A 25427-nucleotide genomic window follows, 5' to 3' on the forward strand; every position below is an offset into this window, starting at 1 on the left:
ATGATCCTTCTGCGGCATTCCGCCGAAGCCCATCTGCAGCATGATCCGGTCGATGCCGTAGAGACGGCGGTAGGTCATGATCTTGTCGATGACCTCCTGGGGGCCTCCGGCCACGATCATCCCGGCGGGCCCCGTCTGCAGGTCGAAGGCCTTGCGGGGCAGAGGGAAGGGCTCGCCGCGCCGGTGGCCGTTCTGGCTCATTCCTGCGACGAAACGCGGGTACATGGCGTCCCGGGCGTGACGCATATCGGACGCCACGAATCCGTGGACGCTGGCGCCGATGCGCAGGCCTTCCGGGCTCGTGTCCGTTCTCGAGGCCGCCGCGTGATAGAAGTCCACGAGTCCCGTATGCGCGTTGATGGGGCCGGCGAGGAAGGCGATCATCAGGGGAATCCCGCGTCGCCCCGCCTCGACGGCGGAGGCGGCCGTGCCTCCCACGGCCTGCCAGATGGGCAGACGGTTCTGCAGGGAGCGCGGGGTGATGTCGACGTCGGTGAGGGGCGCGTGAAAGCGTCCCGACCAGGTCACGGGGTTGTGGTCGCGTATGCGCAGCAGCAGGTCGAGCTTCTCGGCGAAAAGAGCGTCGTAGTCCTGCAGCGAGTATCCGAAAAGCGGGAAGGATTCGGTGTACGAGCCTCGTCCGGCCATGATCTCCGCGCGTCCGCCGCTGATCTGGTCGATGGTGGCGTATTGCTCCCAGACCCGCACGGGGTCGTCGCTGGAGAGCACGGTGACCGTGCTGGCGAGGCGGATGCGTTTCGTGACCGAGGCGATGGCCGACAGGATGACGGGGGTGGAGGAGGCGATGAAGTCGCCGCGATGATGTTCGCCGACGCCGAAGACGTCGAGGCCGACCTCATCGGCCAGTCGGGCCTGCTCGAGGGTGTCCAGTAGCCTTTGCCGTGGCGATGGCGTCCGACCCGTGTCCGGGTCTCGGGTCACTTCGCCGAAGGTGAGGATCCCTATCTCCATGCTCATGCGACATGCCTCCGGCGCGCCGGAGGCGTCACGTTCCCGTGGCGGACATAGTGTTCGCCCCAGTCGGTGAGCGAGTTGAGAACGGGCGCCAGCGCCTTGCCGGCCTCGGTGAGCGTGTAGCGCACCCGGGTGGGACGGTCCTGGGTGACGGTGCGCACCAGCAGTCCCTCGGCTTCAAGCTGCTTGAGTCGACGGGACAGGGAGGCGTCGCTGAGCTTCTCGGCGAAATGCGAGATCTCGGTGAAGCTGGAGCATCCTTTGGCGAGAGCCTGGATGATCAGTCCGCTCCAGCGCTGACCGATGATGGTCATGGCCGCCACGAAGGACGGGCAGGCCTCGAGGGGTGTCTCGCCTTCCGCGAACGCCTCGGTGATGGCGATGTCCTCAGGTGCCGTCTCGCTGACGTTCCCGGCTGCTGGTGCCTGTGTGCTCATATTCCGTCGATTCCGCTCGGGCGGGCGTCCGCCGCCTCGCATGTGCTTTCATATACAAAGTAGCTATCTTTTTGATAGTTTTCCAGGGCTTCGCCGACGATGAAGTGTGAGGCGTGTCACGGCAGGTCGCATCGCGACGTCATGGTCTCGACGCGACCTCCGGCCGTCTCAGAGCAGGGCAATCGTCTCCGGTGTGGTCATCCACACGGCCTCGGCCCGGCCATCCATGAACGACGCCGGATAGGCGATGTCGTCATGTCGGGTGAAGGCGGCGGCGAAGGCCCGCGTCTTGGCCGTGCCGGCCGTGAGCATCCATGTGCGTTCGCTTGCGGCGAGAAGCGGGGACGTCATGGACAGCCGCAGCGCCGGGGGCTTGGGGGAGTGGTCCACGCCAACGACAAGGCGGTCGGTGATGCCGATCTGCGGGTGGCCGGGGAACAGCGAGGCGAAGTGCCCGTCGGGGCCCATGCCGAGGATGAGAAGATCCATGCGGGGCCGCGGTCCCAACTGGGCGCGCAGTTCGCGTTCATGGATGCGTGCCGCTCCGTCCAGAACGGCCTCGTTCTCCTCGTCGTCGGCTGCGGCGACGACGGAGGCGGGTCTGTCGTCGGCGGGCATCTCGTGGATTCGGTCCTTGGGAAGCCGGCCGGTGGCGACCAGGCGGTTCAGCAGAAGGCGACGGGCCTGCAGTGCGTTGCGGTCCGGGTCGTCGTTGGCGACGAAGCGCTCGTCCCCCCACCACAGGTGCACCCGCGTCCAGTCGACGGCATCCGTCAGCGGATCCTCGGACAGACGCTCCAGCATCCTCAGCGCATCGGAGCCGCCGGTGAGGGCCAGGTCGAAGCGCGGGCGGGAGGGGCGCGCGCATTGGGCGTCGAGCAGCACGAGAAGAAGACGATGGGCAGCCGCCCGTGCAAGAACCTGGGTGTCGGGATAGATAAGAAGTCGACGTTCGCTCATGGTCCTGATTGTCCTCCGATCGCCGCGTCGCCGCACGGCGTCCATTGTCCTCCGCATCTCTCCGAGGAGGGATCCGTGCGGGCTCCGTACGAACGGATCCGGAGCCGGCACTCGGGACCCATCGGAGCGCCCGCTATGACGCCTGGGACGACTGCGTCTCAGGCGTGGGTGAGGTCCCAGCCGGCGTTGATGACGTCGGCGTAGACCTCGTCGGGGTCGATCCGGCGCAGTTCCTCGGTCAGGCAGTCCTCAAGCGTTCTGATGGGCACGGAGATTGGCTGCGCGGGCTGTCCCGGCTGCTCGATGACGGCCTGGTCCTCATGAGGGCGTTCCAGCGACACGACGCCGTCGGAGCGGGTGAGGTATACGCCGGTGATGGCCTGCGCGTCCTCCTCGACGTCGCTGGTGACGGGCACGTCCAGCTTCAGACGCAACCAGGAGCACAGCAGCTCGGTGGGCAGGAAGTCGCGCGGCCCCGTGACGCGCACCGCGGTGATGGGCAGATGCGGCGGCTGGTCGAGCATGGAGGCGAGCATCGCGCGCCAGACGGTGATGCGCGTCCAGGACAGGTCGATGTCCTCCGGGGACCAGTTGCGGCGCAGCCGCTCCATGGTGGCCTCGGGGTTGCTCGAGCGCATGGCGTCGGTGATATGGCTGCGGGCCATGGCGCCGATCGGATCCTTGGAGGGGTTCGACGGCGGGTTGGTCGGCCACCAGGCGACGACGGGGGCGTCCGGCACGAGCAGCGGGATGACGAGGGTGTCGGGATGCCGCACGAGTCCGTTGCGCGGGCGCAGGATGATGATCTCCCCGGCGCCGGCGTCGGCTCCGAAGCGCACCTGGGCGTTGAGGTTGGAGTCGTCGTCGTCCGCGGCCTCGTCGGGGTGGAGATCCGGCACGAGCGCGATGACGCGGCAGGGATGCTCACGGCTGGCGGCGTTGGCCACCTCGAGGGCGTTCTCGAGCTCCTCGTCCTCGGTGGAGATGAGCAGGGTGAGGACGCGTCCCGTGGCCGCCTCCCCGCGCTCCTTGTGCAGCTCGTCGATCTTCCCCGCGATCTCGCGCGTGCGGGTGTTCGGCATGTCGATGATCATGGCATCCTCCAGTGGCGTCCGTCACGCGCCAGCATTGCGTCGGACTCGGCGGGGCCCCACGTCCCCGAACGGTAGGGCTGGGGCTGTCCGAGCGTGGACCAGAACTCCTCGATGGGGTCGAGGATCCGCCAGCTGAGGTTGACCTCCTCGGTGGTGGGGAACAGCGGCGGATCGCCGAGCAGCACGTCGAGGATAAGACGTTCGTAGGCCTCCGGCGAGCTTTCGGTGAAGGAGCGGCCATAGCTGAAGTCCATGGACACGTCGCGCACCTCCATGGCCGTGCCCCCCGGGACCTTCGCTCCGAAACGCATGGTGACGCCCTCGTCGGGCTGCACGCGGATGACGATGGCGTTGTTGCCCAGCTCGCGCACGGCGGTCTGTTCGAAGGGCAGATGCGGGGCTCGCTTGAAGACCACGGCGATTTCAGTGACGCGCTTGCCCAGGCGCTTGCCGGTGCGCAGATAGAAGGGGACGCCGGCCCAGCGTCGGGTGTCCACGTCAAGGCGGATGGCCGCGTAGGTCTCGGTGGTGCTGGCGGGGTCGATGCCCTTCTCGCCGAGATAGCCGACGACCTTGTGCGAGCCCTGCCATCCCTCCGCGTACTGCCCGCGGGCGGTGTTCAGGGACAGGTCCCTCGGCAGGCGAACGGCGGAGAGCACCTTGGTCTTCTCCGCGGTGAGGTCGGCGGCGGAGAAGCTCACCGGCTCCTCCATCGCCGTCAGGGCCATGAGCTGGAGCAGATGGTTCTGGATGACGTCGCGGGCGGCGCCGATGCCGTCGTAGTAGCCCGCGCGTCCGCCGATGCCGATGTCCTCGGCCATGGTGATCTGGACGTGGTCCACGTAGTTCGAGTTCCAGATGGGCTCGTACATGGAGTTTGCGAAGCGGAGGGCGAGGATGTTCTGCACCGTCTCCTTGCCCAGGTAGTGGTCGATGCGGAACACCGAGCTGGGGTCGAAGACCTCGGAGACCACGCGGTCCAGATCCTTGGCGCTGGCCAGGTCGCGGCCGAAGGGCTTCTCGATGATGACCCGCCTCCAGGCGCCCTCGCCGGAATGCGACAGGCCCGAGGCCGCCAGCTGGCGGGAGACGACGGGAAAGGCGCTCGGAGGCACGGACATGTAGAAGGCATGGTTGCCGCGCGTGCCGCGATCGCGGTCGAGTTCGGCGACGGTGTCGCTGAGCCGCTCGAAGGCGGCGGGGTCGTCGAACGTGCCCTGGACGAAGCGGATGCCCTGGGCGAGGTTGGTCCAGGTGGATTCGCGGAAGGGGGTGCGGCACCTCTGCCGGACGGCCTCCTTGACGACGTCGATGAAATGCTCGGTGGTCCAGTCGCGTCGGGCGAAGCCGATGAGGCCGAAGCTCGGAGGGAGAAGGCCTCGGTTGGCAAGGTCATAGACGGCCGGAAGAAGCTTCTTGCGCGACAGGTCGCCGGTGACGCCGAAGATGACGAGGCTGCAGGGGCCGGCGATGCGCGGCAGGCGCAGGTCACGCGGGTCGCGCAGGGGATTGGTCCACGGGGAGGGTTGATGCATACCCCTCATCCTAGCGACGGGTGCTCTGACGTCCTCGGGGAGGGTCGGCATATCGCCCCCGGCGTATCACGGCGTTCCGTGGAAGGACATCGCGGTACGGGCCGAAGCCGCTCCGCACCGCGATGTCGGGATTCGACCGCCGTCGTCAGAGGTCCGGCGAGACGAGGATCTTGACCTGCGCCTTGTCGGCGGACAGGGTCTCGATGCCGTCGGACAACGCCTGGTCGAGTCCCACGACCTTGGTGACGAGCGGGGCGAACTGGTCGCGGTGCGCGTCGATGATGCCGAGGACCGACGGGAAGCTGTTGTTGTAGCACAGCGTGGTGATGATGTCGATGCCCTGCATGATGACGTCGTCGGTGAGGTTGAGCGTGACGGGCCTCCCGAACAGGGCGACGATCTGCACGATGCCGGTGCGCCGGGTGACCTTGAGCGCGGTGTCGAGCGTGGCCTGGACGCCAGCGGCCTCGAAGGCCACGTCCACGCCGGTGGGGGCGTCGACGCGGATCGCCGCGACGACGTCCTGCCGCATGGGGTTGAGGACGTCGGTGAAGCCCAGCTCGCGGGCCTTGGCGAGGCGGACCTCGGAGACGTCGGAGATGAACACGCGGGTGGCCCCGGCGATGCGAGCGAGAACGGCCGTGAGCAGTCCGATGGGGCCGGCGCCCATCACGGCCACGGTCTGCCCGGCGCGCAGCCGGCTCTTCTTGAGGGCCTCGTAGACGACGGCCGTGGGTTCGGCGAGAGCCCCGAGCTCGTAGGAGAGCCCCTTGGGGAGTCGATGCGCGAACACGGCCTTGACGACGGCGTACTCGGCCATGCCGCCGTCCTGCGAGAAGCCGAGGAAGTTGCCGGCGCCATCGTCGGCCTTGGCTCGATCGCAGAAGTTGTAGTTCCCGGCCCGGCAGTTGGCGCATGTGCCGCAGGCGATCAGGGGCTCGATGGCCACGGGGTCGCCCGCTGCGAGGTCCGTGACGTCGGATCCGACCTTCGTGACCTCGCCGGAGAACTCGTGGCCGAGCGTGATCGGCAGCGTCCGTCGGGTGAGGGGATGCGGATGCGTCGGCAGGCCCCAGCCCTCGAGATAGGCATGCAGATCGCTTCCGCAGATGCCGCAGTACCTCACGCGGACCTGGACCTCGTCGGTGCCGGGCTCGGGCGTGGGGACGTCCTCGATGCGAATGTCATGCCGTCCATGGATGCGTACGGATTTCATGGTTTCGGCTCCTTCCATGCGGCAGCCTCCATTGGCTGCCTGACGTGGATATTGTACGGCATAACGGCCGGATTTTTGGCATTCCCGCGCGTGAGGGGCGGCCATCCGGGTCCTTCCGCATCAGGATCGGATGAGGGTCATCCCGTCAGAAGCATCGCTGTGAGACCTCCCTGTGTCGGCGATCGCCGTACATGCGGCCGTTCAGAGCATCAGGGCCAGACCGATGCCCGTGGCGGCCATGCTCAGCGCCAGCATCCCGCCGGTGTGGACGAGGGCGTGCCAGGGGCGTCCGGCCCGAAGCAGGCGAGCTCCTTCGACGCTGGCCGTGCTGAAGGTCGAGTAGCCGCCGAGGAAGCCGGATCCCAGCAGCGTCCGCATCTGCGGCGTCAGGGATTCGCCGACATGGGCCAGCGCCCATCCCGTCAGCAGTCCCATGAGCAGGCAGGCGGTGACGTTGACGATGATGGTTCCCAAAGGAATGGCCGCGATGCCCTTCGTTCGCCTCGTCACCGCGTTGTCCACGAGGAAGCGGCAGACCGCTCCGAAACCGCCGAGAAGCGCGGCGAGGATGATGACGCTCATCGTCCGTCCCCTCTCCCGTGTCCGGGTCGGTTCGGTCTGTCGTCGATCGTGACCGGCGTCCGCGGACCAGTTTCCGATGCACCCGACGCCGTCCTGACCGTCCGCTCATGGATTCGCTCGCCGAAGCGCGCTCCTGCGACGATGCCGACCCCCGCCAGAGCAAGTCCCAGCAGGACGCTGACGACGGCGTAGATGACCCCGACGCCCACGACATGCCCGCCGAGACGAAGGTCAGTCTCCAGCACGAAGGTCCCATAGGTCGTGTATCCGCCGAGGAAACCAGTCCCTCCGCCGAGGCGCGCCAGACGACGCCATCCGACGTCCGGGCCGGTTGTCGCAAGGGATTCCTGGAGGAATCCCAGGGCGAATGCTCCGGTGAGGTTGATGGTCAGGGTCATCCAGGGCCAGACCGCGGATTCGCCCTGCAGGGTCGACAGAAGGATGCGCGCAAGGGTTCCCACGATGCCGCCGAGAAACACGGAGACCGCCCCCGAGACCATGTCGGGGAGCCGTGAGCGTCGTCCTCGTGGCCTGGGCGGTCTCTGCTCCCCGGATTCCTGCGGGATGCCGTGGAATGATGAATCGGCCATGTGGCGGTCTCCTTCCAGTACACGTCCTATGACCGTTGCCGGCGCGCGGCATACGGCCATCGTGTTCTGTAGGAACCATCAGAGGACGACTGCGATTGCGCGGTCGTCCGCGGTTCGCCGCTCGGGCTTCGGCATCCCGGGAGGACAGGCGGGGCCCATCACCTGCCTGCGAATGGTACCACCGGGTCGTGTCGCCGCCGTTCGTGCGCCCCGCCTCTGGGCTTCACGCCGCCGGTGCCTTTCGCGTCTCTCGGCACTCCCGGTCGCTGCCGTCGGTGGATTCGGCGTGGCCCATGACGGAGGAGGATCCCGAGCCCGAGAAGAAGTCGTGGTTCTCGTCGGCCGCGGGTGAGAGCGCGGCTCGGCGCGGAGCGGCAGGAGACGCTGGCGTGTCGGGGCGGGGGGCGTGATATTCCGGCCCTACGCCACGGGAGTCGGAGCGGAGATCTCCGGCGCCGGTGGGAAGAGACGCATATGGCTCGGAAGGCAGGGGAAGCGATGGCTGACGCAGAGGATGCATCGGTGGACGGAGTCGTCATCCCGCCGGCGTCGAAGGGCGGCTGGATCGGAGCCAACCATGGCAAGGAGCAGGATTTCACCGTCACGCCGCATGCCGAGGAGCCCCATGATCTCGGAGGGTCGTCGGACAGGCTCAACTGGCTGAGGGCCGGGGTTCTGGGCGCGAACGACGGCATCGTCTCCGTGGCGGGCACCATCATCGGCGTCGCCGGCGCGGACCCCAGTCCGCGGTCGCTGCTCACCGCCGGCATCGCGGCGCTCGCTGCGGGGGCCTTCTCGATGGCCGGCGGCGAGTACGTCTCCGTCAGCGCCCAGAAGGACACGGAGAAGGCCCTTCTGGCCAAGGAGAGATGGGAGCTGGAGACCATGCCCGCCGACGAGCTCGACGAGCTGGCCCAGATCTACGAGTCCAAGGGCATGACCGCTCCGACGGCCCGTCGCGCCGCCGCGGAGGCCATGGAGCATGACGCGTTGCGCGCCCACGCCGTCGACGAGCTGGGAATCGACCCGGACCAGCTGACGAACCCCTGGAGCGCCGCGTTCTCCTCCTTCGTCGCCTTCGTCAGCGGGGGGATCATTCCACTGCTGTTCTCGCTGATTCCCGTGGCCTTCCCGCTCCGCGTGACGCTCGTCGTGGTCTCCGTGGCGCTGGCCCTGCTGCTGACGGGTGCGGTGTCCGCGCAGCTCGGGGGCGCGGCGCGGCGCCGTGCCATCGCACGCAACGTGCTTATGGGACTTGGCACCATGGTGTTCGCCTGGGCCGTGGGCGCCCTGTTCGGCACCATCGCGTGATTCTTCGGTGTTCGGGAGGCGTGGGCGTATTCGTCGTCGCGGCCCATGGGCGTCACGGGTCCTTCCGCTGCGTTCGTCGCACCCCATGCGGATTTCGTCGAGACGTCTCGGATTCCGTGAGATTTCTCATTCCGCTCGTCCTGATGCACCTTGCCGGTGTAGTCTGCACGGCAGATGACGCGGGGCGTGTTCCGGGTCGGCGCCATCGGGGTGTGAAAGGAGCGCCATGATGTCCGGTTTCCTTTCCGCTGGAGATGGCGGGGACCGTCGAGATGGCTCCGGCGGAGTCTCCGGACGGGTTCGCTGGCCCATCGTGCTTCTGGTCGTCATGCTCTGTCTGGCGTCGGGCGCCGTCGTGGGCCATATGCGCTCATCCTCCTCCGTCGGGTTGCGCATCGTCGAGCGCGTGGTGGCTCCCGCCGCCCTGGAAAGGGCCCGTGGCTACCGTCCCGTCGGCGAGGTGGCCGTTCCGGGCAGGCGACGCCAGGACCATGTGGTGAGGACCGTCCGATCCGGTGGGGCCGACCGCTATGTGTGCTGGACCTCGGCCTCGACGCCTCTGAAGACGATCCTGACGATTCCCGGGGCGGTCGTGGATGGCGTCCGCGGTCCGTCGGTGAGCGTCTCCATAACCCTTCGCTCCCGTCCCGCCGTCATCTGGGGCACTCCCTCCGTCACCGCCGCGGGCGTCGTCCATGCCCTTGCAAACGGTCTTGTCGCCGGCGGCGTCGAGGACAACACGCCGCGGTTCAACCTCATCCTGCGCCTGCTGCCGTCCGCCGTGGCGGTGACGGTGTCGTTCCCGAAGGGGCGGTTCGCGTTCACCGGGGTCGTCCGCATGAGAAGCGACACGACGGTGGTGGGGCGTCGCGACGAGACGGACGTCCAGCTTCCTGCCCATCGACGCGGCGACCTGGTGGTCTGGTATCCGACGGGAGGGGCCCGGGGATACGGCGGCATGCATGACGTGACGTGGCGGAACGTCGTCTTCCGAGGCGACTACTCCTCGGCTCTCCTGCCGACCCAGACCATCTTCGAGTCGATCATCCATGCCAGCCACATCATCTTCGACCATTGCGTGTTCGACATGGTGCAGCGTCCCCATGGGCATCTTCTGGACGTGGACGGCAGCACGGACGTCACGGTCCGCTACAGCACCGTGATCGGATCGCCGAGCCGCGGGCAGACCTTCAAGGAGGCCTTCCAGATGGACGTGGCCGCTCTTGGAGCCCAGGGCTATCGGGACCGCTCCACGGTGTTCGACGACACTCCCACCTCCCATATGACGATCGAGCACTGTCGTTTCCTCCCGCTGCGCGACTCCCATGGCAGGCTTCTTCTTCCCGCGGCGGCTCCCTTCGGCACGCATATGGCCTATGCGCGAACCACGGCTGACGCGAGCTACATCCATGACGGGGTTTTCCGCGACAACTACGTGGAGGACCCCGTCTTCTACGAGGGCGCCGGATCGGAGAACAGTGCCGTCATCCATTTCGATGCCGCGGAGGACATCACCATCACGGGGAACACCTTCGTCTGGACGGCGGGGAGCGGGCAGCCGTCCTGGGCGGTCGCGCTCTATTCGCGTTCGCATCGCATGGTCAAGCCAGGACGCTGGCATGGCGTCGTCATCACCGACAACGTGTTCCGGGGATTCGCCCCGAGGCTCGGCGTCTTCGACCTGTATCGGGAGTCCGACAGCGCCACCGATCCGGGCAGGTCGGTCTCCGGGATCGTCGTGCGCGGAAACCGCTTCGAAGGGACTCCTCTGCGACTGGCGCTGGGATGGCTGCGCCATTATCCGATGACGTTCATCGTCACGCATGACCAGACGATCCGGGGTTCGGACGACGTCGTCGACGGAACCATCCATCTCGACGGGACCTCGTCGAAGGTCGGCAGAAGCTGACCGCGCCGGTCGGTCGCACCGAGCACCGGGATTGCCGGAATCGACGAAGAGGAACCTTGGGAGCGGCTTCATTCCGCCGTTCCCAAGGACTGATGGGTGCCCCCTGTGGGATTCGAACCCACAACCCACGACTTAAAAGGACGCTGCTCTAACCGTTGAGCTAAAGGGGCAGGACAACAAACGCCGATTATACAACGGTCCTCGTGCATGGGGTGCCCCATGCCGGAACGCGCGGGGAGTCCCTGCCGCGTCCTAGTTGAATCCGACCATGCCCTCGGCGATGCGGTAACCCTGCCGGATGAGGAACCTCCCGGTGCTTCCGCGCAGGTTGATCGCCCGTGAGATCACCTTGCGGCGCACGTCCCGCCCGATTCGGGGGGAGACCTCATCCAGCCCCGCCCAGAGCCGGTCCTTGGCGCGGTAGTTGGACGGGTCGTGCGACAGGATGAGGAACACGCTCGTCACGACGCTGTTGATGGCGAGGAAGTGGATCATGTAGCGGTACAGCCCGTCGGGAACCATTCCCGGTTCGGGCGTGGCCTCGGCCATCAGACGGTTCACTCTCTGGAGCTGGTCGACGCGGCGGATCATCACGTCGGTCTGCACGGACTGCCCGTCGCGGCCGATGAAGTAGTGGTAGAACGGCGTGTCCAGGTACATGAGCGTGCGCACCCAGGGGAAGGGCTGATAGGAGTAGAGGAAGTCCACGTAGAAGGTGTGCTCCGGCAGGCGCATTCCCGAGGCGCGCACCACCGCGGTGCGGAACGTCAGCGCGTGCATGATCATGTACTGGGTTATTCCGAAGCGGTGCAGGTCGTTCCATCCGAGAACCCGGCCCGGAGGCATCACGCGGCCGAAGCGCACGACGTGCTTGTTGCGCTTGCCCAGCTTGTCGTAGACGTAGTCGGTGACGAGAAGATCCACCGGGGCCGGCGCGTCGGCCTGTGATTCCAACGTCGTCAGGACGCGGTCCAGACTGTCGGCTCCCACCCAGTCGTCGGCGTCGACGACCTTGACGTACATGCCCCGAGCTTCGTCGATGCCGGTGTTGACGGCTCCTCCGTGACCCTTGTTGGTCTGGTGGATGACGCGCACGACGTCCGGTTTCCTGCTTGCCCAGATGTCTGCGAGGCGACCCGTGTCATCCGTCGAGCCGTCGTCCACGATGATGACCTCGATGGCGTCGCCATGGTCCGCCGCCGTCAGCGATCCCACGCATCGTCCCAGATAGGTCGCCATGTTGTAGGCGGGGATGATGAAGGTGAGCAGTGGAGAGTCCATGTCTCCTCGTCCCCTTGCCGTATTCAGCTCGGCGACCATCGCCGGCGCAGGTCAGCCTAGCACGCTCCCCTCCTGCGGATTCCCGCGGTCCATGGTCTCCATCAACGGCCCGTCGTTCGCCTCGTGCTTCGAAGCCGGCGTTGAACCGGTCGATTCATGACGAGGCTCTGCGCCTTCGGTTCGGCGGGCGTCCGGCTCCTCCGCGGCGGCGTTGGTCGTGTCGTTGGTCGTTCCGCCGGCCGTATCGTCCGGAGAGGCCCCGTCGGCCTCCCCCTTCGGGTCGGGATCGACGCCCGGCGATTCCCTCGTCCTCTGCGCGTCCCGAGCGGCCTTCTCGGCGTTCCGCCGTGCCCTTTCCCCCTCATATCTGAGCTCGGGCCTGCCCTCCAGCCGGGAGAGTCCATGCCAGGCCAGATTGACGATATGCGCGGCGAGCTGCTCCTTGCTGATCTTGCGTCGGTCGGCCCAATACTGGCCCGTGAAGACGGTGAGTCCCACAAGCATCTGCGCGTAGTAGGGGACGCCCTTCGACGGCAGATGCTGCCGACGGAACCATTCGCCGAGGATCTGCTCGACTCTGAGACTGACGTCGCCCAGCAGTGAGCTGAAGGACCCCGCGGGATCGGTGCTCGGCGAATCGCGCACCAGCACCTGGAAGCCTTCGGCGTTCTCCTCTATGTAGGTCAGCAGGGCGAGAGCCGCGCGCTCGACGATCTGCCGTGGATGCGCGGCGGTATCGGACAGGGCTCCGGTGAAGGCACTCGTCAGGGTCCGCATCTCGCGATCCACGACGACGGCGTAGAGCCCCTCCTTGCCGCCGAAATGCTCGTAGACGATGGGTTTGCTCACCTTGGCGTTCGCGGCGATCTCCTCGACGCTGACCGCCTCGAAGCCCTTGGCGGCGAAAAGCGACCGCCCGACGGCGATGAGCTGCTCGCGGCGCTGATACGACGTCATGCGTGAAGAACCGGCCATGACTCCAGTGTGTCACCGGCAGGGACGTCGTGGCGCATGGATTCGCCGGTGGCCGCGACGTCCCCGTTATAGGCTGGATGGCATGGATACCTCTGTGGTCATCGTCATCGTCGTGGCGGCTGTCCTCGTTCTTGCCGTCGTGGCGGGGGTCGTGCTCGGCATGCGCCGCCGGCTTGGAGGAATGCGGGCCTCGGATGATGCGGTCCCGTCACCCGCACATCCTCAGACGTCGCAGGGCGATGCCGTCGCCTCGCCTGCGGCGCCTGCCGTCGTGGCGCGGCCTCGTCCGACGGGTGCGTCCCCGGTCCCTGCGTCCCCGGACAGGACGGTTTCCTCCGCAGCCTCGACCGTGGAGCATCCCGAATCCTCAGGCTCCCGCATCACCCGGCTGCGCGCGCGTCTCGCCTCCAGCGCCAACCCCTTCGGCCGTACGCTGTTCTCCATCCTCACGCGCGATCATCTGTCGGCCCAGGACTGGCAGGACGTGGAGGACACGCTTCTCGTCGCCGACGTCGGGGCCGAGGACAGCGAACGTCTGGTCGACCGGCTTCGCTCCGATGCGCGCGTTGCCGGTGCCACGACGCCCGAGCAGGTGCGCGGCTCCCTGCGCGCCCGTCTGCTCGAGGCGGTCGACGTCGCGGGCGACCGTCGTCTGGTGGCTGAGATCCCCGGGGCGCGCAGGCCCACCGTGATCGTCATGGTGGGTGTCAACGGCACCGGGAAGACCACCACCGCAGGCAAGCTCGCCCGTCTTCTGGTGGCCGAAGGGAAGCATGTGGTGCTTGCGGCCGCGGACACCTTCCGCGCCGCCGCGGCGGATCAGCTTCAGACCTGGGGCGCGAGGGTCGGGGTTCCGGTCGTGCGTGCCGCGAAGGACGGCGCCGATCCGGCCTCCGTGGCCTTCGATGCGGCGGCCCGCGCGAAGGCCGAGAACGCCGACGTGCTCATCGTCGACACCGCCGGACGCCTGCAGAACAAGGCCAATCTCATGGACGAACTCGGGAAGATCCGCCGGGTCGTCGAGAAAAGCGTTCCGGTCGACGAGGTGCTGCTTGTCCTGGACGCCACCACGGGGCAGAACGGTCTGACCCAGGCGAAGGTGTTCGCGGAGGCCATCGGCGTCACCGGCGTCGTGCTCACCAAGCTCGATGGGTCGGCGAAGGGGGGCATCGTCATCGCCGTGCAGCGTGAGCTGGGCGTTCCGGTCAAGCTCGTGGGGCTGGGGGAGGGTCCGGACGACCTGGCCGTCTTCGAACCGGGCGCCTTCATCGACGGTCTTCTGTCCTAGTCCCGGTCGTCGTCATCCCTCGTGATGTCTGGTGGTACGAACCTTCTTCTGCGACGCCGGCAGGATCGCCCGGACGGGTGTCGCCCGAATCGTCCATGTTCGTAACATGTTCGTAACATTCCGTAACGTTTCCAAAACGGTGGGGGCGTTTGATAACGCCTGTTGGCCCCCACAAGGGTTGTTGACGAAGGTGGAGTCACAGACGATTGCCCGGGGTAGGGCCATCGTCATTTATCGAGGTCAGAGAGGGAGGGAATATGGACTCCGGAAATGCCGCATGGATTCTGACATCGGCGTCGTTGGTGTTCCTGATGACGCCTGGTGTGGCGTTCTTCTACGGGGGCATGGTCCGCGCCAAGGCAGTGCTCAACATGCTTATGCTGTCCGTTGGAGCCTTGGCCGTCACGGGCGTCGTCTGGGTCTTCTGGGGCTGGTCGATCGCCTATGCGGGCAAGGACGTCGGGGGGATCTTCGGAGACCCCGCCACCGGTTTCCTGCTGAGGGATTCGGTGGTCGCCAAGGACGGGGTGTTCACGGCTACCGGGCTGAACGCCAACAAGTATCCGGTGAGCATCGACGTGGCCTTCCAGGTGGCCTTCGCGATGATCACCGTCGCGCTGATTTCCGGGGCGCTCGCCGAGCGCATCAAGATGAGCACCTGGATGCTTTTCGTGGCGCTGTGGATCACCTTCGATTACGCTCCGATGGCCCATATGGTCTGGAACGGCGGTCTTCTTTCCGGTGTCGGGGCGATCTCCAAGGCCATCGGCGCCACCGCGCATGATTTCGCAGGCGGCACGGTCGTCCATATCAACGCCGCAGTCGCGGCGCTGGTCATCGTCCTTATCATCGGCAAGCGCAAGGGCTTCGGCACCGAACCGATTCGTCCGCATAACGTGCCCTTCGTCATGCTGGGCGCCTTCCTCCTGTGGTTCGGTTGGTTCGGCTTCAACGCCGGCTCCGCCTTCGGCGCCAACGGCACCGCCGGGTACGCCTGGATCTCCACGACCGCCGCCACCTCGGCCGCGACGCTGTCGTGGATCATCACCGAGAAGATTCGCTCAGGCCACTACACGGCCATGGGCGCGGCCTCCGGAATGGTCGCCGGTCTGGTCGCCATCACCCCGGCCGCCGACGTGGTCTCCCCCCTGTGGTCCATGGTGCTGGGCGCCATCGCCGGCGTGCTCTGCTGCTTCGCCTGCGGTCTGAAGTTCAAGCTGGGCTATGACGATTCTCTGGATGTCGTCGGCGTTCATGGAGTCGGTGGATTCACCGGCACCGTGCTCATCGGCTTCTTCGGCGAGGGAACGGGCCTGTTCGCCGGTGGTGACGGCAAGCAGCTGCTCGTCCAGCTCATCATCGCCCTTATCGCCATCGCCTACTCGGCGGTGATTACCGCGATCATCGCCTTCGCCCTCGAGAAGACCATGGGCTGGCGCGTCACCGAGGCCCAGGAGATTTCGGGCGTCGATCTCGCGGACCAGGGCGAACGTGCCTACGATTTCGCTGGCATGTCCAGCTCGGTTATCAAGGAGGTGAAGTGAGATGAAGCTTGTCACAGCCATCATTCAGCCGCATAAGCTCGATGACGTCAAGCAGGCGCTGTCCGCCGCGGGCGTTCACGGACTGACCGTGTCAGAGGCCAACGGCTACGGTCGTCAGCGTGGTCACACCGAGGTGTATCGCGGCGCGGAGTACACGGTGGATCTCATTCCCAAGATTCGCATCGAGGTTCTCGCCGATGATGCCGACGCGGAGACTCTCGTCGGCACCATCGTCAAGTCCGCGGCGACGGGGACCATCGGCGACGGCAAGGTATGGGTCGCCCCTCTGGATTCCGTCACGCGCGTCCGCACCGGAGAGACCGGTTCGGCGGCCATCTGACGGCGTCGTTTCCGAGACGATGACGGAACCGGATCCCCGCATGGTGCGTCCATGTGGGGATTCGTCATATGTGGGAGCGGGCGGGTTCTCCCCGGAGGTTCGTGTTCCGGGTCGTCCGTCTGATAAGCGACGCGCTGCAGGGGCTTTACGGTGACACGAATGGGGAAAGGCGGGAGGATGTTGCTATGACATTCTCCACTACGGCGAGCCAGACGACACCCGTCGACGGTCTCAAGAAGCGGTTCATGGATATGAGCCGACCCGACGGGGATGGCGTGTATCGAGACGGTCCCGCCAAGCGCAGGGCGCGGACCGAGCTTGCGACGGATTGCATCCGACGGCTGTGGCTGCAGGCCTGCCGATCGGTGTCCTTCGACGTGCCCGACACGGGAATCGCCCTTGCCGCGGTGGGCTCGCTCGCGCGCGGACAGGTGGGCCCCAGTTCGGATCTCGACCTGGTGATTGTCGTGGATTCCCGGGCGCTGAATGACGCCCGCCTCACCGAGCTGTCGAACAGGCTGTGGTACCCGCTGTGGGACTGCGGACTGGATCTTGACCATTCCGTGCGCACCCGTCAGCAGTGCGAATCCGTCACCGACCAGGATCTTCCGGCGGCGATGGGATGGCTGGATGTGCGGCCGGTCGCCGGCGATCTGGACCTTATCGGCCGCACGTCGGCGTCGATCCTTGAGCGATGGCGCAAAGCCGCGCGCCGACGTCTTCCCGAACTTCTCGATTCCGCGGATTCACGTCTCAAGGAGTTCGGCAGGCTGCCGTATCTCAACCAACCGAACGTCAAGGAGGCCCGAGGGGGTCTTCGCGACGCGGTGCTCGTCTCCGCGCTTGCGGCCACCTGGCTTGCGGACCGTCCCCATGGGTCGTATGACCATGCGGTCGAACGGCTTCTGGACGTACGTGACTGCATCCATCTGGTGGCCGGAAAGGAAAGCAATCTTCTGCTCCCGGCCTATCAGGCCCGCGTGGCCGCGATGATGGGCCTGGCGGATCCCACGCTTCCGCATGACGAGCGGGAGGCCAGATCGGTGGAGGAGCTGCAGACGGTCGTCGCCCGGCTGGGCCGGCGTGTCTCCTTCGCCCTGGACGCCACGGCCTCGCATGCCGCGCACACGCTGACCCATGAGCGTCCTCGCTTCGCCTTCTTCCAGGCGCTCCAGCCGCGGGCCGGCGGCCGGCGTGAGGCCCCGCGCTTTGACGTCCTGGCTCCCGGCGTGGTCGCGCATGAGCATGAGATCGTGCTTGCCGAGGGAGTCGAACCCCAGAAGGACGCCGAACTGCCTGTGCGCGTCGCCGTGGCGGCCACCGAGTTCGGCATGCCCATCGGCCCCGTCACCCTGGCGAACCTACGGCGCTGTCCCATCAGGGACCATGACTGGAGCGATTCCTCCAGGGAGCTGTTCATCCGCCTGCTGGCCTCCGGAACCGCGCTTCCCCCGGTCTGGGAGGAGATCGACTATGCCGACATTCCCGGCAGATGGATGCCCGAATGGCTGGGGGTGCGCAATCGGCCTTCGGCCTCTGCCGTGCATCGATTCACGATCGACAGGCATATGGTCGAGGTCGTCTCCCGTCTGCGTCGTCAGGGACCGGACGGGGTCCGCTACGACGACGCGCATTACCAGGCGCTGCTGCTCGCCGGCATCCTGCATGACATCGGGAAGCGTCCCGGCGTGACCGACCATGCCGCCGAGGGGGCGCGGCACGCGCCGGTGATTCTGAGCCGCATGGGCTACGCGCCGCCGGTGGTGGAGATGGCCACGACCCTCGTCCGGGAGCATCTGACGTTGTCGCTGTTCGCCACGGGTCGTGATCCGGATGACCCCACCGTGGTCCGCGAGCTGTCCTCGCGTCTGGGGAACGATCCCGTTCTGCTGGATATGCTTTTCGATCTCACCCGTGCGGACGGATCGTCCCTGGGGGCGACGGCCGGCGAGGTCATCACGCGGCAGTACGGATGGTCGTCATGGCGCGAGGCGATGGTCAGGCAGATGTATGCGGCCGTCAGACATGACATGATGTCGTGCGAGGGCGCCTCCGTCACACAGGCGAAGGGCGGGGCGGAGCCGAGGTCGGACCGCGCGGCGTGAGTGGCCGGGGATCCTGGGCGTCTCTCTGCTCGTACCCACGTTGTCCCAGGTCTTCGCTCGGGTACCACATCATCGCAGGCTCGGCAACCGGGCGGCATGACGTCGGTGAGCAATCCCCACGCTATGCACAGGGTTATCCCCACGATGTGGATAACTGAAAGGATTACCCCCACAAACACGCCCGGAATGTGGATAACTTTTTTCTCTATTCACATTCGCTGGTCGGTGTGTCGACCTGGCGTGCGGCGATCGAATCCACCGGCCCTTTCGCCGGAGCCGCCAGAGGCGGTCCTATACTCGAAAGACGACTGAGAGGTGATCATGGCAGAGGACGAATCCTGGAGCGGCTCCCAGCGGCGCCCGCAGGCGCCGTCCACGAAGGATGCGGCCGTGTCCTTCCCGACGGGGGGCCCCGCCTTCGACCGCGTCCCCCCGCATGACGACGAGGCGGAGATGGCCGTTCTCGGGGGCATGCTGATGAGCAAAGATGCCATCGGCGAGGTGTCGCAGACCCTGACGGCGGCGGACTTCTACCAGCCGTCCAACCAGACGGTGTACCAGGCCGTCATCGACCTCTTCGCGACCTCAAGGCCCGTCGACGTCGTCCTCGTCGCCAACGAGCTGCTCAAGGCCGGCGATCTCGACAAGGTCGGCGGCACCGACTATCTGCACAGCCTCGTGGCCTCCGTCCCGACGGCGGCGAACGCCACCTACTATGCGGACATCGTCCGTCAGCGCTCCATTCTGCGCAACGTCATCACCACGGGGACGAAGATCGTGCAGCTCGGGTACTCGGCCGAGGGCTCGCAGGCCGAGGACGTGGTCAATCTCGCCCAGTCCGAGGTGTACGAGATGAGCGTCGGCCGCGTCCGGCAGGACTACGCCCCCATCGGATCGGTCGTCCATGACACCCTCGACCAGCTGGACAAGCTGCAGAACCATGAGCTTGAACGCGGAGTGCCCACGGGCTTCCGCGACATCGACGACCTGACGCAGGGCCTGCAGCCGGGGCAGATGGTCGTCGTCGCCGGACGCCCCGCCATGGGCAAGTCCACCCTGGGCATCGACTTCGCCCGATCGGCCGCCCTCCACCACCACATGGCCTCCATCGTCTTCTCCCTGGAGATGAGCAAGGTCGAGATCGCCCAGCGCATCATCTCCGCGGAGACGGGCATTCCTCTGTCGGTGCTCCGAAGAGCAGATGACATCACGCCCGAGAGGTGGAGCGCCCTCAACAACTTCTGGACGCGTCTCAAGGACGCCCCTCTGTTCATCGACGACAGTCCGAACATGAGCCTGATGGAGATACGCGCCAAATGCCGCCGTCTCAAGCAGACCAGTGACCTGCGCCTCGTCGTCATCGACTATCTGCAGCTGATGACCTCCGGCAAGAAGGTCGAAAGCCGTCAGCAGGAGGTCTCCGAGTTCTCGCGCGCGCTCAAGCTGCTCGCCAAGGAGCTCGAGGTTCCCGTCGTCGCGCTCAGCCAGCTCAACCGAGGCCCCGAGATGCGCAACGACCGCCGGCCGCAGCTCTCCGACCTGCGCGAGTCCGGATCGATCGAGCAGGACGCCGACGTCGTGCTTCTCGTGCATCGTCCCGACTTCTACGACAAGGAGGACCGTCCCGGCGAGGCCGACGTCATCATGGCCAAGCACCGCAACGGTCCCACCGACACTTTCCATCTGGCGTTCCTGGGATCGACGTCGAAGTTCCAGGACATGCCGCAGGACCGGCAGCAGGGGGTGTGACATGACGCAGTCCCAGACAGGGAGGACCGACGACGGCGAGACGGTCGGACGGAACCCGCCTTCCGGTGGCCCTGCGCGCGATCCGCGTCCCTGGATGTCCCCGGTCACGCCGATCCTGGGACGCCTCGCCCGCCTCGCGTCCCGGCTTCTGCACCACGGAGGCAGCGCCTTCCCGGGCATGGTCGTCGAGCGAATCGACCCGGGTTTCCTTCCCCGGACCCTGGGACGCCTGCCGTACGGCGTGGTCCTGGTCTCGGGGACGAACGGCAAGACCACGACCACCCGTATGGTGGCCTCCATCCTGTCCTCCCTCGGGCTCAAGGTGTTCACCAACCCCACGGGCTCGAACTTCACCCGCGGCGTCGCCTCGGCCCTGCTCACCCGCGTGAGCGTCACCGGACGGCTTGATGCCGACATCGCGGTCCTCGAGCTTGACGAGGCCTACGCCGTGCGCTTCGTGCACGAGGTTCCGCCGCTGGTCACGCTGCTGCTCAACGTGCTGCGCGACCAGCTCGACCGCTTCGGGGAGATCGACAACACGGCGCGGCTTCTCGCACGGTCGGCCGCGTCCACGACGGGCGCGGTCGTCCTCAATCGCGAGGACCCGAGGATCGCGGCGCTTGCCGGTTCCGTCGCACCGGGCGTCGCCGTGCGCTACTTCGGACTGGACCCCTCCCTGAGGTCGGCCTTCCCCTCCGATGACGACATGCATGCGGCGGACCTCGGCGAAACCTCCGATGCCGCTTCCGGACACCCGGAAGGGCAATCGGCGGTGGGAGCGGAGAATGCCTCCGGAGGGACTTCGGCGGCGCAGGGGGGCGAACGTGATCCCGCCGATGTCACGCTTCTCGCCGTGGGCGACCATCGGGCCACGTTCCGCATGGATGGAGCGCAGTCGACGACCGCCATGCATCTCGAAGGCGTCTACAACCTCTACAATGCGGCGGCCGCTCTGGCTACCGTCAGAGCCGTGCAGGGGCTCGTCCGGGCCGATCCCTCCGCCTCCCCGCGGGCGTTCAGGGCTGCGCGCGCCGACGTCCCGGAGCTTATGGCCGCTCTGCGCGAGGTGACGCCGGCCTTCGGGCGTGGCGAGTCCATCGAGGTCGCGGGGACGCCGGTCGAGCTTCTGCTGGTGAAGAACCCGATGGGCTTCCGCCTCTCTCTGTCGTCCTTCGACCATGCATCCCATCGGACGATGATCGCCATCTGCGACGAGTACGCCGATGGTCGCGACATGAGCTGGCTGTGGGACGTCGACTTCACCTGTCTCGGGGCTCGGGGCGTCGATATGGTTTCCGGCACGCGCGCCTGGGACATGGCCCTGCGCCTCGGATACGACCAGGTCCCCGTGGTCGGCGTCGACACGGACGTGGAGCGTGCGGTCGCCGCCTTCGTCGGCTCCGCGCATGGGGAGCCCGGGCACATCTACTGCACCTATACGGCCATGCTGCGCGTCCGCGCGGCCCTGGGCCGTCTTGTCGGCGTCCCCGACGCCGGCGTGGGGCGCTGAAAGGAGTGGCGATGTCCGCGACGATCGACGTCATGTCCCTGTACCCCCGGGACATGAACATCTACGGCGACTGGGGCAACGTCCTCGTCATCCTTCGCAGGCTCGCCCTGTACGGCTATGAGCCGGTCCTCCACCGCTACAACCAGGGTGATGACTGGCCCGGGCACGTCGACCTCATCCTCGGCGGCGGCGGCCAGGACAACGGGCAGAAGCTCATCACCGAGGACCTGTTCCGTCGGGCGGACCTGCTGCGCGGCCTGGCGGCCGGGGGCATGCCCATGCTGATGATCTGCGGTCTGTACCAGCTTTTCGGCTCCTATTTCCAGACGGTCGACGGTACCCGGCTCGAGGGCATCGGGGTGCTCGACGTCTTCACCGAGGGTCGAGGCCACAGGATGATCGGCAATCTCATCGAGCACACCGAGGACTTCGGCGACGTCATCGGCTATGAGAACCATTCGGGGCAGACCTTCCTCGGGAGTCAGGCGACGCCGCTGGGACGGGTGGACGCGGACGGCACCGGGAACAACGGCGAGGACCACACCGAGGGCGCCCGCGTGCACAACGTCATCGGCACCTACATGCATGGATCGGTGCTGCCGAAGAACCCGAGGCTGGCCGACCACCTCATCCGGACCGCGGTCGAGAGACGCTACGGAGAGTTCCGGCCCGACCGGACCGAGGCCATGAGGACCGGGCTGACGCGTCTTGACGAGATGGCCGCCCGGGCTCGCTCCGTGGCCGCATCCCGGCCGCGATAGGACGCTCCTCGTCCCCGGGCCATCGCTCCGGACGCCCTTCGGTGCGGTACAGTGGGCGGTACCGTAAGGAGGCAATCATGGCTGATATCGATTTCGGCGACGGTCTTCGCAAGGTGTTCCTCGCAGGCGTGGGCGCACTGGCCACGACCGTCGAGAAGAGCCAGGAGATCGTCGATGCCCTGGTGGCCAAGGGCGAGCTCACCGTCGAGCAGGGCAAGGCGCTGAACACCGAGCTCAGGCACCGCGCGGCGGAGTCCAGGGATGCTCGTGCCGCCGGAGGCGCCTCCGGGGCGAAGGATGCTGCGGACGACGCGAAGTAGCGCTCCCGTGCCGTCTCCGGCGGGGTCGCGGGAGGCGTCACGAGGATCGGAGACCATCGGTCTTCTCGGAGGGCGGCGGCGATCCTTCTCCGCGCGCTATCATCTGACCCGCCGCGGGGCCGCCCGCCGGCTCGTCGAGATCGCCCGCATAGCCGGTCGCTTCGATGTCGTCCATGGGCTCACCCCTGAGCGGATGAGGCTGATGTTCGAGGCACTGGGCCCGACCTTCGTCAAGGTCGGGCAGATTCTGTCGATGCGCTCGGAGATCCTCCCCCGCTCCTTCCGCGAGGAGCTGTCCAAGCTGAGGGCCGACGCCGACCCCATGCCCTACGAGACGGTTATCGGCGTCCTCGAGAAGGAGTACCGCAGACCCGTCGACGAGGTGTTCGCCGACATCGACCCCAAGCCGCTGGGGTCGGCGTCGCTCGCCCAGGTCCATCGCGCCACGCTTCGCGACGGCCGTGACGTCGCGGTCAAGGTCCAGAGACCCGGCGTGAGGGAGACCATGGCCCAGGACGTCGCGATCATGCGGTCCATCGCGTCCATGGCCGGACATGTCATGCGCAGCGCTCAGGTCGTCGATCTCAAGGGGGTCGTCGAGGAGCTGTGGGACACATTCGAGTCGGAGACGGACTTTCTCGTCGAGGCCCGCAATCTCGCCGAGTTCAAGAGGTTCTGCGCGGACTACGCCTACATGGACTGTCCGAGTCCCTATACGGACCTGTGCACCGAGCACGTCGTCGTCATGGACTACGTCGAGGGCATCTCCGTCTCCAGACCGGATCTGCTCACGAAAGCCGGATACGGCCTCAGGGAGATCGGCATCAAGCTCGTCGACAACTATGCCACGCAGGTGCTTGACGCGGGCTTCTTCCACGCCGATCCGCATCCGGGCAACATCATCATCTCCGGCGGCCATATCGTCCTCATCGATCTGGGCATGACCGGACGTCTCAACACGCGGACGCGCTCCGTGCTGCGCGAGATGATCTTCGCGGTCGCTGCCCGCGACTCGCCGCGGCTCGCCGACGGGCTTCTGCGCTTCGCGGGTCCCGACACCGTCGTCGCCGACTATTCGGGGCTGCTCGGCGATCTTGACGCCATCGTCACCGAATACGGGACCGCGGACCTCTCCGACCTGGACATCGCCTCCTTTCTCGCCGCCCTCACGCAGATGGCGCGTCGCCATGGCATCGAGGTCCCCGGAACGGTGACCACCGTGGGCCGCGCCCTGGTGACCCTGGAGGGTCTGCTGGACCAGTTCATCCCCGACGTGAACATGATTGACATCATCTCGAGGCATATCGCCGCCTCGACGCCAGCGGACAAGGCTCTGGCCGGAGAGCTGAAGCGTCTGGGAGCCGAGGGCCGCGGCGCCGTCCATGGAATGCTGACGGCGCTTGCGGAGAGCCGCGTGGCGGCGAGGATGCTCACCAGGGGGCAGCTGCGCGTCAACGTCGGCCTCGTGGGATCGGAGGAGCCGCTGCGCATCCTATCCGACATGCTCAACCGTCTGACGATGGCCCTAATCGTCGTCGGTCTGTTCGTCGGATCGTCCATCGTCTACTTCGCGGGAATGAAACCGGTGGTGTTCGGCATTCCCGTCATCGGCTTCATGGGCTACGTCGTCGCGTTTCTGCTGTCCGCCTGGATCGTCTTCGACATCTATTTCAAGGGACGTCGGTCACGAAAGCCATAGGAGGGGCCCTGTCTGCGCTGCGGCGGGTCGTGAAGGACGAAAGTCATCGGGCCGGCGGGAATGCGCGGAACCGGTGGGAGCGTCAAAGGCCGGGCCATCGTGAGTGGCCATGCGGCATGATCGTAGAGAAAGGATCGTCATGAGCGGAGCTGGACAGAGGTCACATGGGAGGAACGGGTTCGTTCATCGTCTTCTGGCGGGTGCGGCGATGGCAGGGGGCGCGGCCGTGTGGGCGATCGCACCGCGTCTTCCGGAGAACCGCGGGCGTCAGGGCGTGCCGGAGGTTCCCCAGGCGTGGTACGCGCATCGCGGTCTTCATGACGCGGGATCGGGGCTGACTCCCCGGTACGCGTCCGGCAGCGCCGAATATGTCGCCCTTGCGCGCAGGATGGCCATGCAGGCCGGATATGGCGCGGCTGCGGACGATGACGATGCGCCCATCGCGCCGGAGAACTCCCTGGCCGCCTTCGCCGGCGCCTGCGAGGCAGGATACGGCATCGAACTCGACCTCCAGCTCACCGCCGACGACCAGGTCGTCGTCGTCCATGACCCGGATCTTCGTCGCGTCGCCGCGGATCCGCGCCGGGTGGCCGACCTGACCTATGACGAGCTGTCCGCCATCCCGCTGTTCCCCGGGCCGTCCGTCTTCGGGGACGCCGTCGCCTCGTCGCACGACAGGGCCTTGTCGACGACGGGGAGGGCGGTGGCGACGGGGACCCTCCAGCATGTTCCGCTGTTTTCCGACGTCCTCGCCCTGGTGGCCGGACGGGTTCCGCTGATCGTGGAATACAAGTTCACCGACAACACACGGTGGTCCGATCGCTGCGAACTGCTGATGCAGAAGGGCGACGCCCTGCTGCGCGCCTACGAGGGACCCTACGTCGTGGAGTCCTTCCATCCGAAGGCCATGGGCTGGTATCGCCGTCATCGTCCCGAGGTGAACCGGGGGCAGCTCTCCTGTCGGGGGGACCTGCGGCGTGAGGGGATCTCGGTCTGGGCTGCGGGGCTTCTGGCGTTCGACTGGGTGTCCCGCCCCGACTTCATCGCCTACGACTGGGTGGGCGGCAACGACCCGTCAGTCGTTCTTGCCCGACGCCTCGGCGCCACCACGGTTTCCTGGACGGTGCGCAGCCCCGAGGAGCTGGCGACGTGCGCCTCCTGGTTCGACAGGCACATCATCGAAGCCTTCGTTCCGCCGCAGGAGTAGCGGGCCACAGGCCTCGGGACGATGACGTGGAAGGCGTCG

General features: G+C 66.8%; 21 protein-coding genes, 1 tRNA gene and 1 pseudogene. 12 read left to right on the top strand and 11 right to left on the bottom strand.

Annotated elements, in window-relative coordinates:
* The 8 genes from RWX87_RS00005 to RWX87_RS00040 form a co-directional block, all read right to left on the bottom strand.
* Window positions 1–978 (bottom strand): LLM class flavin-dependent oxidoreductase (locus RWX87_RS00005; protein ID WP_314685718.1); only part of this gene is annotated, 978 nt, incomplete at its 3' end.
* Entirely contained in the window at window positions 975–1412 is a 438-nt protein-coding gene (locus tag RWX87_RS00010; protein WP_314685719.1) for a helix-turn-helix domain-containing protein, read from the bottom strand. The genes RWX87_RS00010 and RWX87_RS00005, both read right to left, overlap by 4 nt.
* A gap of 168 nt (window positions 1413–1580) precedes the next feature.
* Window positions 1581–2372, bottom strand: a complete 792-nt coding sequence (pgl, locus tag RWX87_RS00015; RefSeq protein WP_314685720.1) for a 6-phosphogluconolactonase — start codon at window positions 2370–2372, stop codon at window positions 1581–1583.
* A 158-nt stretch (window positions 2373–2530) separates the two neighbouring features.
* Entirely contained in the window at window positions 2531–3466 is a 936-nt protein-coding gene (locus RWX87_RS00020) for a glucose-6-phosphate dehydrogenase assembly protein OpcA (protein ID WP_314685721.1), read from the bottom strand.
* Window positions 3463–5010, bottom strand: coding sequence for a glucose-6-phosphate dehydrogenase (gene zwf / locus RWX87_RS00025; RefSeq protein ID WP_399552258.1), 1548 nt, complete (start codon window positions 5008–5010; stop codon window positions 3463–3465). Before zwf ends, RWX87_RS00020 begins: the two co-directional genes overlap by 4 nt.
* 136 nt (window positions 5011–5146) lie before the next feature.
* Entirely contained in the window at window positions 5147–6235 is a 1089-nt protein-coding gene (locus RWX87_RS00030; RefSeq protein WP_314685723.1) for a 2,3-butanediol dehydrogenase, read from the bottom strand.
* A gap of 183 nt (window positions 6236–6418) precedes the next feature.
* A complete protein-coding gene (locus RWX87_RS00035) occupies window positions 6419–6799 on the bottom strand; it encodes a CrcB family protein (RefSeq protein ID WP_314685724.1) in 381 nt (126 codons plus the stop codon).
* A complete protein-coding gene (locus tag RWX87_RS00040; RefSeq protein WP_314685725.1) occupies window positions 6796–7389 on the bottom strand; it encodes a CrcB family protein in 594 nt (197 codons plus the stop codon). The genes RWX87_RS00035 and RWX87_RS00040 overlap by 4 nt, the downstream gene beginning before the upstream one ends.
* Window positions 7390–7887: 498 nt before the next feature.
* Here RWX87_RS00040 and RWX87_RS00045 point away from each other — a divergent pair, with 498 nt between their 5' ends.
* Window positions 7888–8700, top strand: a complete 813-nt coding sequence (locus tag RWX87_RS00045) for a VIT family protein (protein ID WP_314685726.1) — start codon at window positions 7888–7890, stop codon at window positions 8698–8700.
* 226 nt (window positions 8701–8926) lie between these two features.
* Entirely contained in the window at window positions 8927–10609 is a 1683-nt protein-coding gene (locus RWX87_RS00050) for a hypothetical protein (protein ID WP_314685727.1), read from the top strand.
* A 97-nt stretch (window positions 10610–10706) separates the two neighbouring features.
* Here RWX87_RS00050 and RWX87_RS00055 read toward each other — a convergent pair.
* From RWX87_RS00055 to RWX87_RS00065, 3 genes are all read right to left on the bottom strand, one after another.
* Window positions 10707–10779, bottom strand: a tRNA-Lys gene (locus RWX87_RS00055).
* A gap of 82 nt (window positions 10780–10861) precedes the next feature.
* On the bottom strand, window positions 10862–11890 hold the full coding sequence (locus RWX87_RS00060) for a glycosyltransferase family 2 protein (RefSeq protein WP_314685728.1): 1029 nt from the start codon (window positions 11888–11890) through the stop codon (window positions 10862–10864).
* A gap of 51 nt (window positions 11891–11941) precedes the next feature.
* The gene (locus RWX87_RS00065) at window positions 11942–12847 is read right to left on the bottom strand and encodes a TetR/AcrR family transcriptional regulator (RefSeq protein WP_314685816.1); all 906 of its coding nucleotides are present in this window, start codon (window positions 12845–12847) and stop codon (window positions 11942–11944) included.
* A gap of 100 nt (window positions 12848–12947) precedes the next feature.
* On the opposite strand from RWX87_RS00065, the gene ftsY reads away from it, so the two are divergent.
* The 10 genes and pseudogenes from ftsY to RWX87_RS00115 all read left to right on the top strand — a co-directional run bounded on the left by ftsY (window position 12948) and on the right by RWX87_RS00115 (window position 25388).
* Window positions 12948–14153, top strand: coding sequence for a signal recognition particle-docking protein FtsY (gene ftsY / locus RWX87_RS00070; protein ID WP_314685729.1), 1206 nt, complete (start codon window positions 12948–12950; stop codon window positions 14151–14153).
* A 257-nt stretch (window positions 14154–14410) separates the two neighbouring features.
* Window positions 14411–15697 (top strand): ammonium transporter, encoded by a 1287-nt coding sequence (locus RWX87_RS00075; protein WP_314685730.1) that lies wholly within the window; start codon window positions 14411–14413, stop codon window positions 15695–15697.
* Between the two features lies 1 nt (window position 15698).
* Window positions 15699–16037 (top strand): P-II family nitrogen regulator, encoded by a 339-nt coding sequence (locus RWX87_RS00080; RefSeq protein ID WP_314685731.1) that lies wholly within the window; start codon window positions 15699–15701, stop codon window positions 16035–16037.
* 185 nt (window positions 16038–16222) lie between these two features.
* Window positions 16223–18142 carry a nucleotidyltransferase domain-containing protein gene (locus RWX87_RS00085; RefSeq protein ID WP_314685732.1) on the top strand — a complete coding sequence of 640 codons (1920 nt, stop codon included), beginning with the start codon at window positions 16223–16225 and terminating at the stop codon, window positions 18140–18142.
* Window positions 18143–18463: 321 nt separating this feature from the next.
* On the top strand, window positions 18464–19891 hold the full coding sequence (dnaB, locus tag RWX87_RS00090; protein WP_314685733.1) for a replicative DNA helicase: 1428 nt from the start codon (window positions 18464–18466) through the stop codon (window positions 19889–19891).
* Between the two features lie 94 nt (window positions 19892–19985).
* A complete protein-coding gene (locus RWX87_RS00095; protein WP_314685817.1) occupies window positions 19986–21401 on the top strand; it encodes a MurT ligase domain-containing protein in 1416 nt (471 codons plus the stop codon).
* 11 nt (window positions 21402–21412) lie between these two features.
* Complete coding sequence (locus tag RWX87_RS00100) at window positions 21413–22162, top strand: glutamine amidotransferase (RefSeq protein WP_314685734.1); 750 nt, start codon at window positions 21413–21415, stop codon at window positions 22160–22162.
* Window positions 22163–22239: 77 nt separating this feature from the next.
* A pseudogene (locus RWX87_RS00105) lies at window positions 22240–22516 on the top strand (phasin family protein); the annotation flags it as partial.
* Window positions 22490–24181, top strand: coding sequence for an AarF/UbiB family protein (locus RWX87_RS00110; protein ID WP_314685736.1), 1692 nt, complete (start codon window positions 22490–22492; stop codon window positions 24179–24181). The pseudogene RWX87_RS00105 and the gene RWX87_RS00110, both read left to right, overlap by 27 nt.
* Window positions 24182–24320: 139 nt before the next feature.
* Window positions 24321–25388 carry a glycerophosphodiester phosphodiesterase family protein gene (locus RWX87_RS00115; RefSeq protein WP_399552259.1) on the top strand — a complete coding sequence of 356 codons (1068 nt, stop codon included), beginning with the start codon at window positions 24321–24323 and terminating at the stop codon, window positions 25386–25388.
* The last annotated feature ends 39 nt before the right edge of the window (window positions 25389–25427 follow it).

Origin of the sequence: uncultured Bifidobacterium sp. (genome assembly GCF_963540075.1) — a bacterium.
Taxonomy (GTDB): domain Bacteria; phylum Actinomycetota; class Actinomycetes; order Actinomycetales; family Bifidobacteriaceae; genus Bifidobacterium.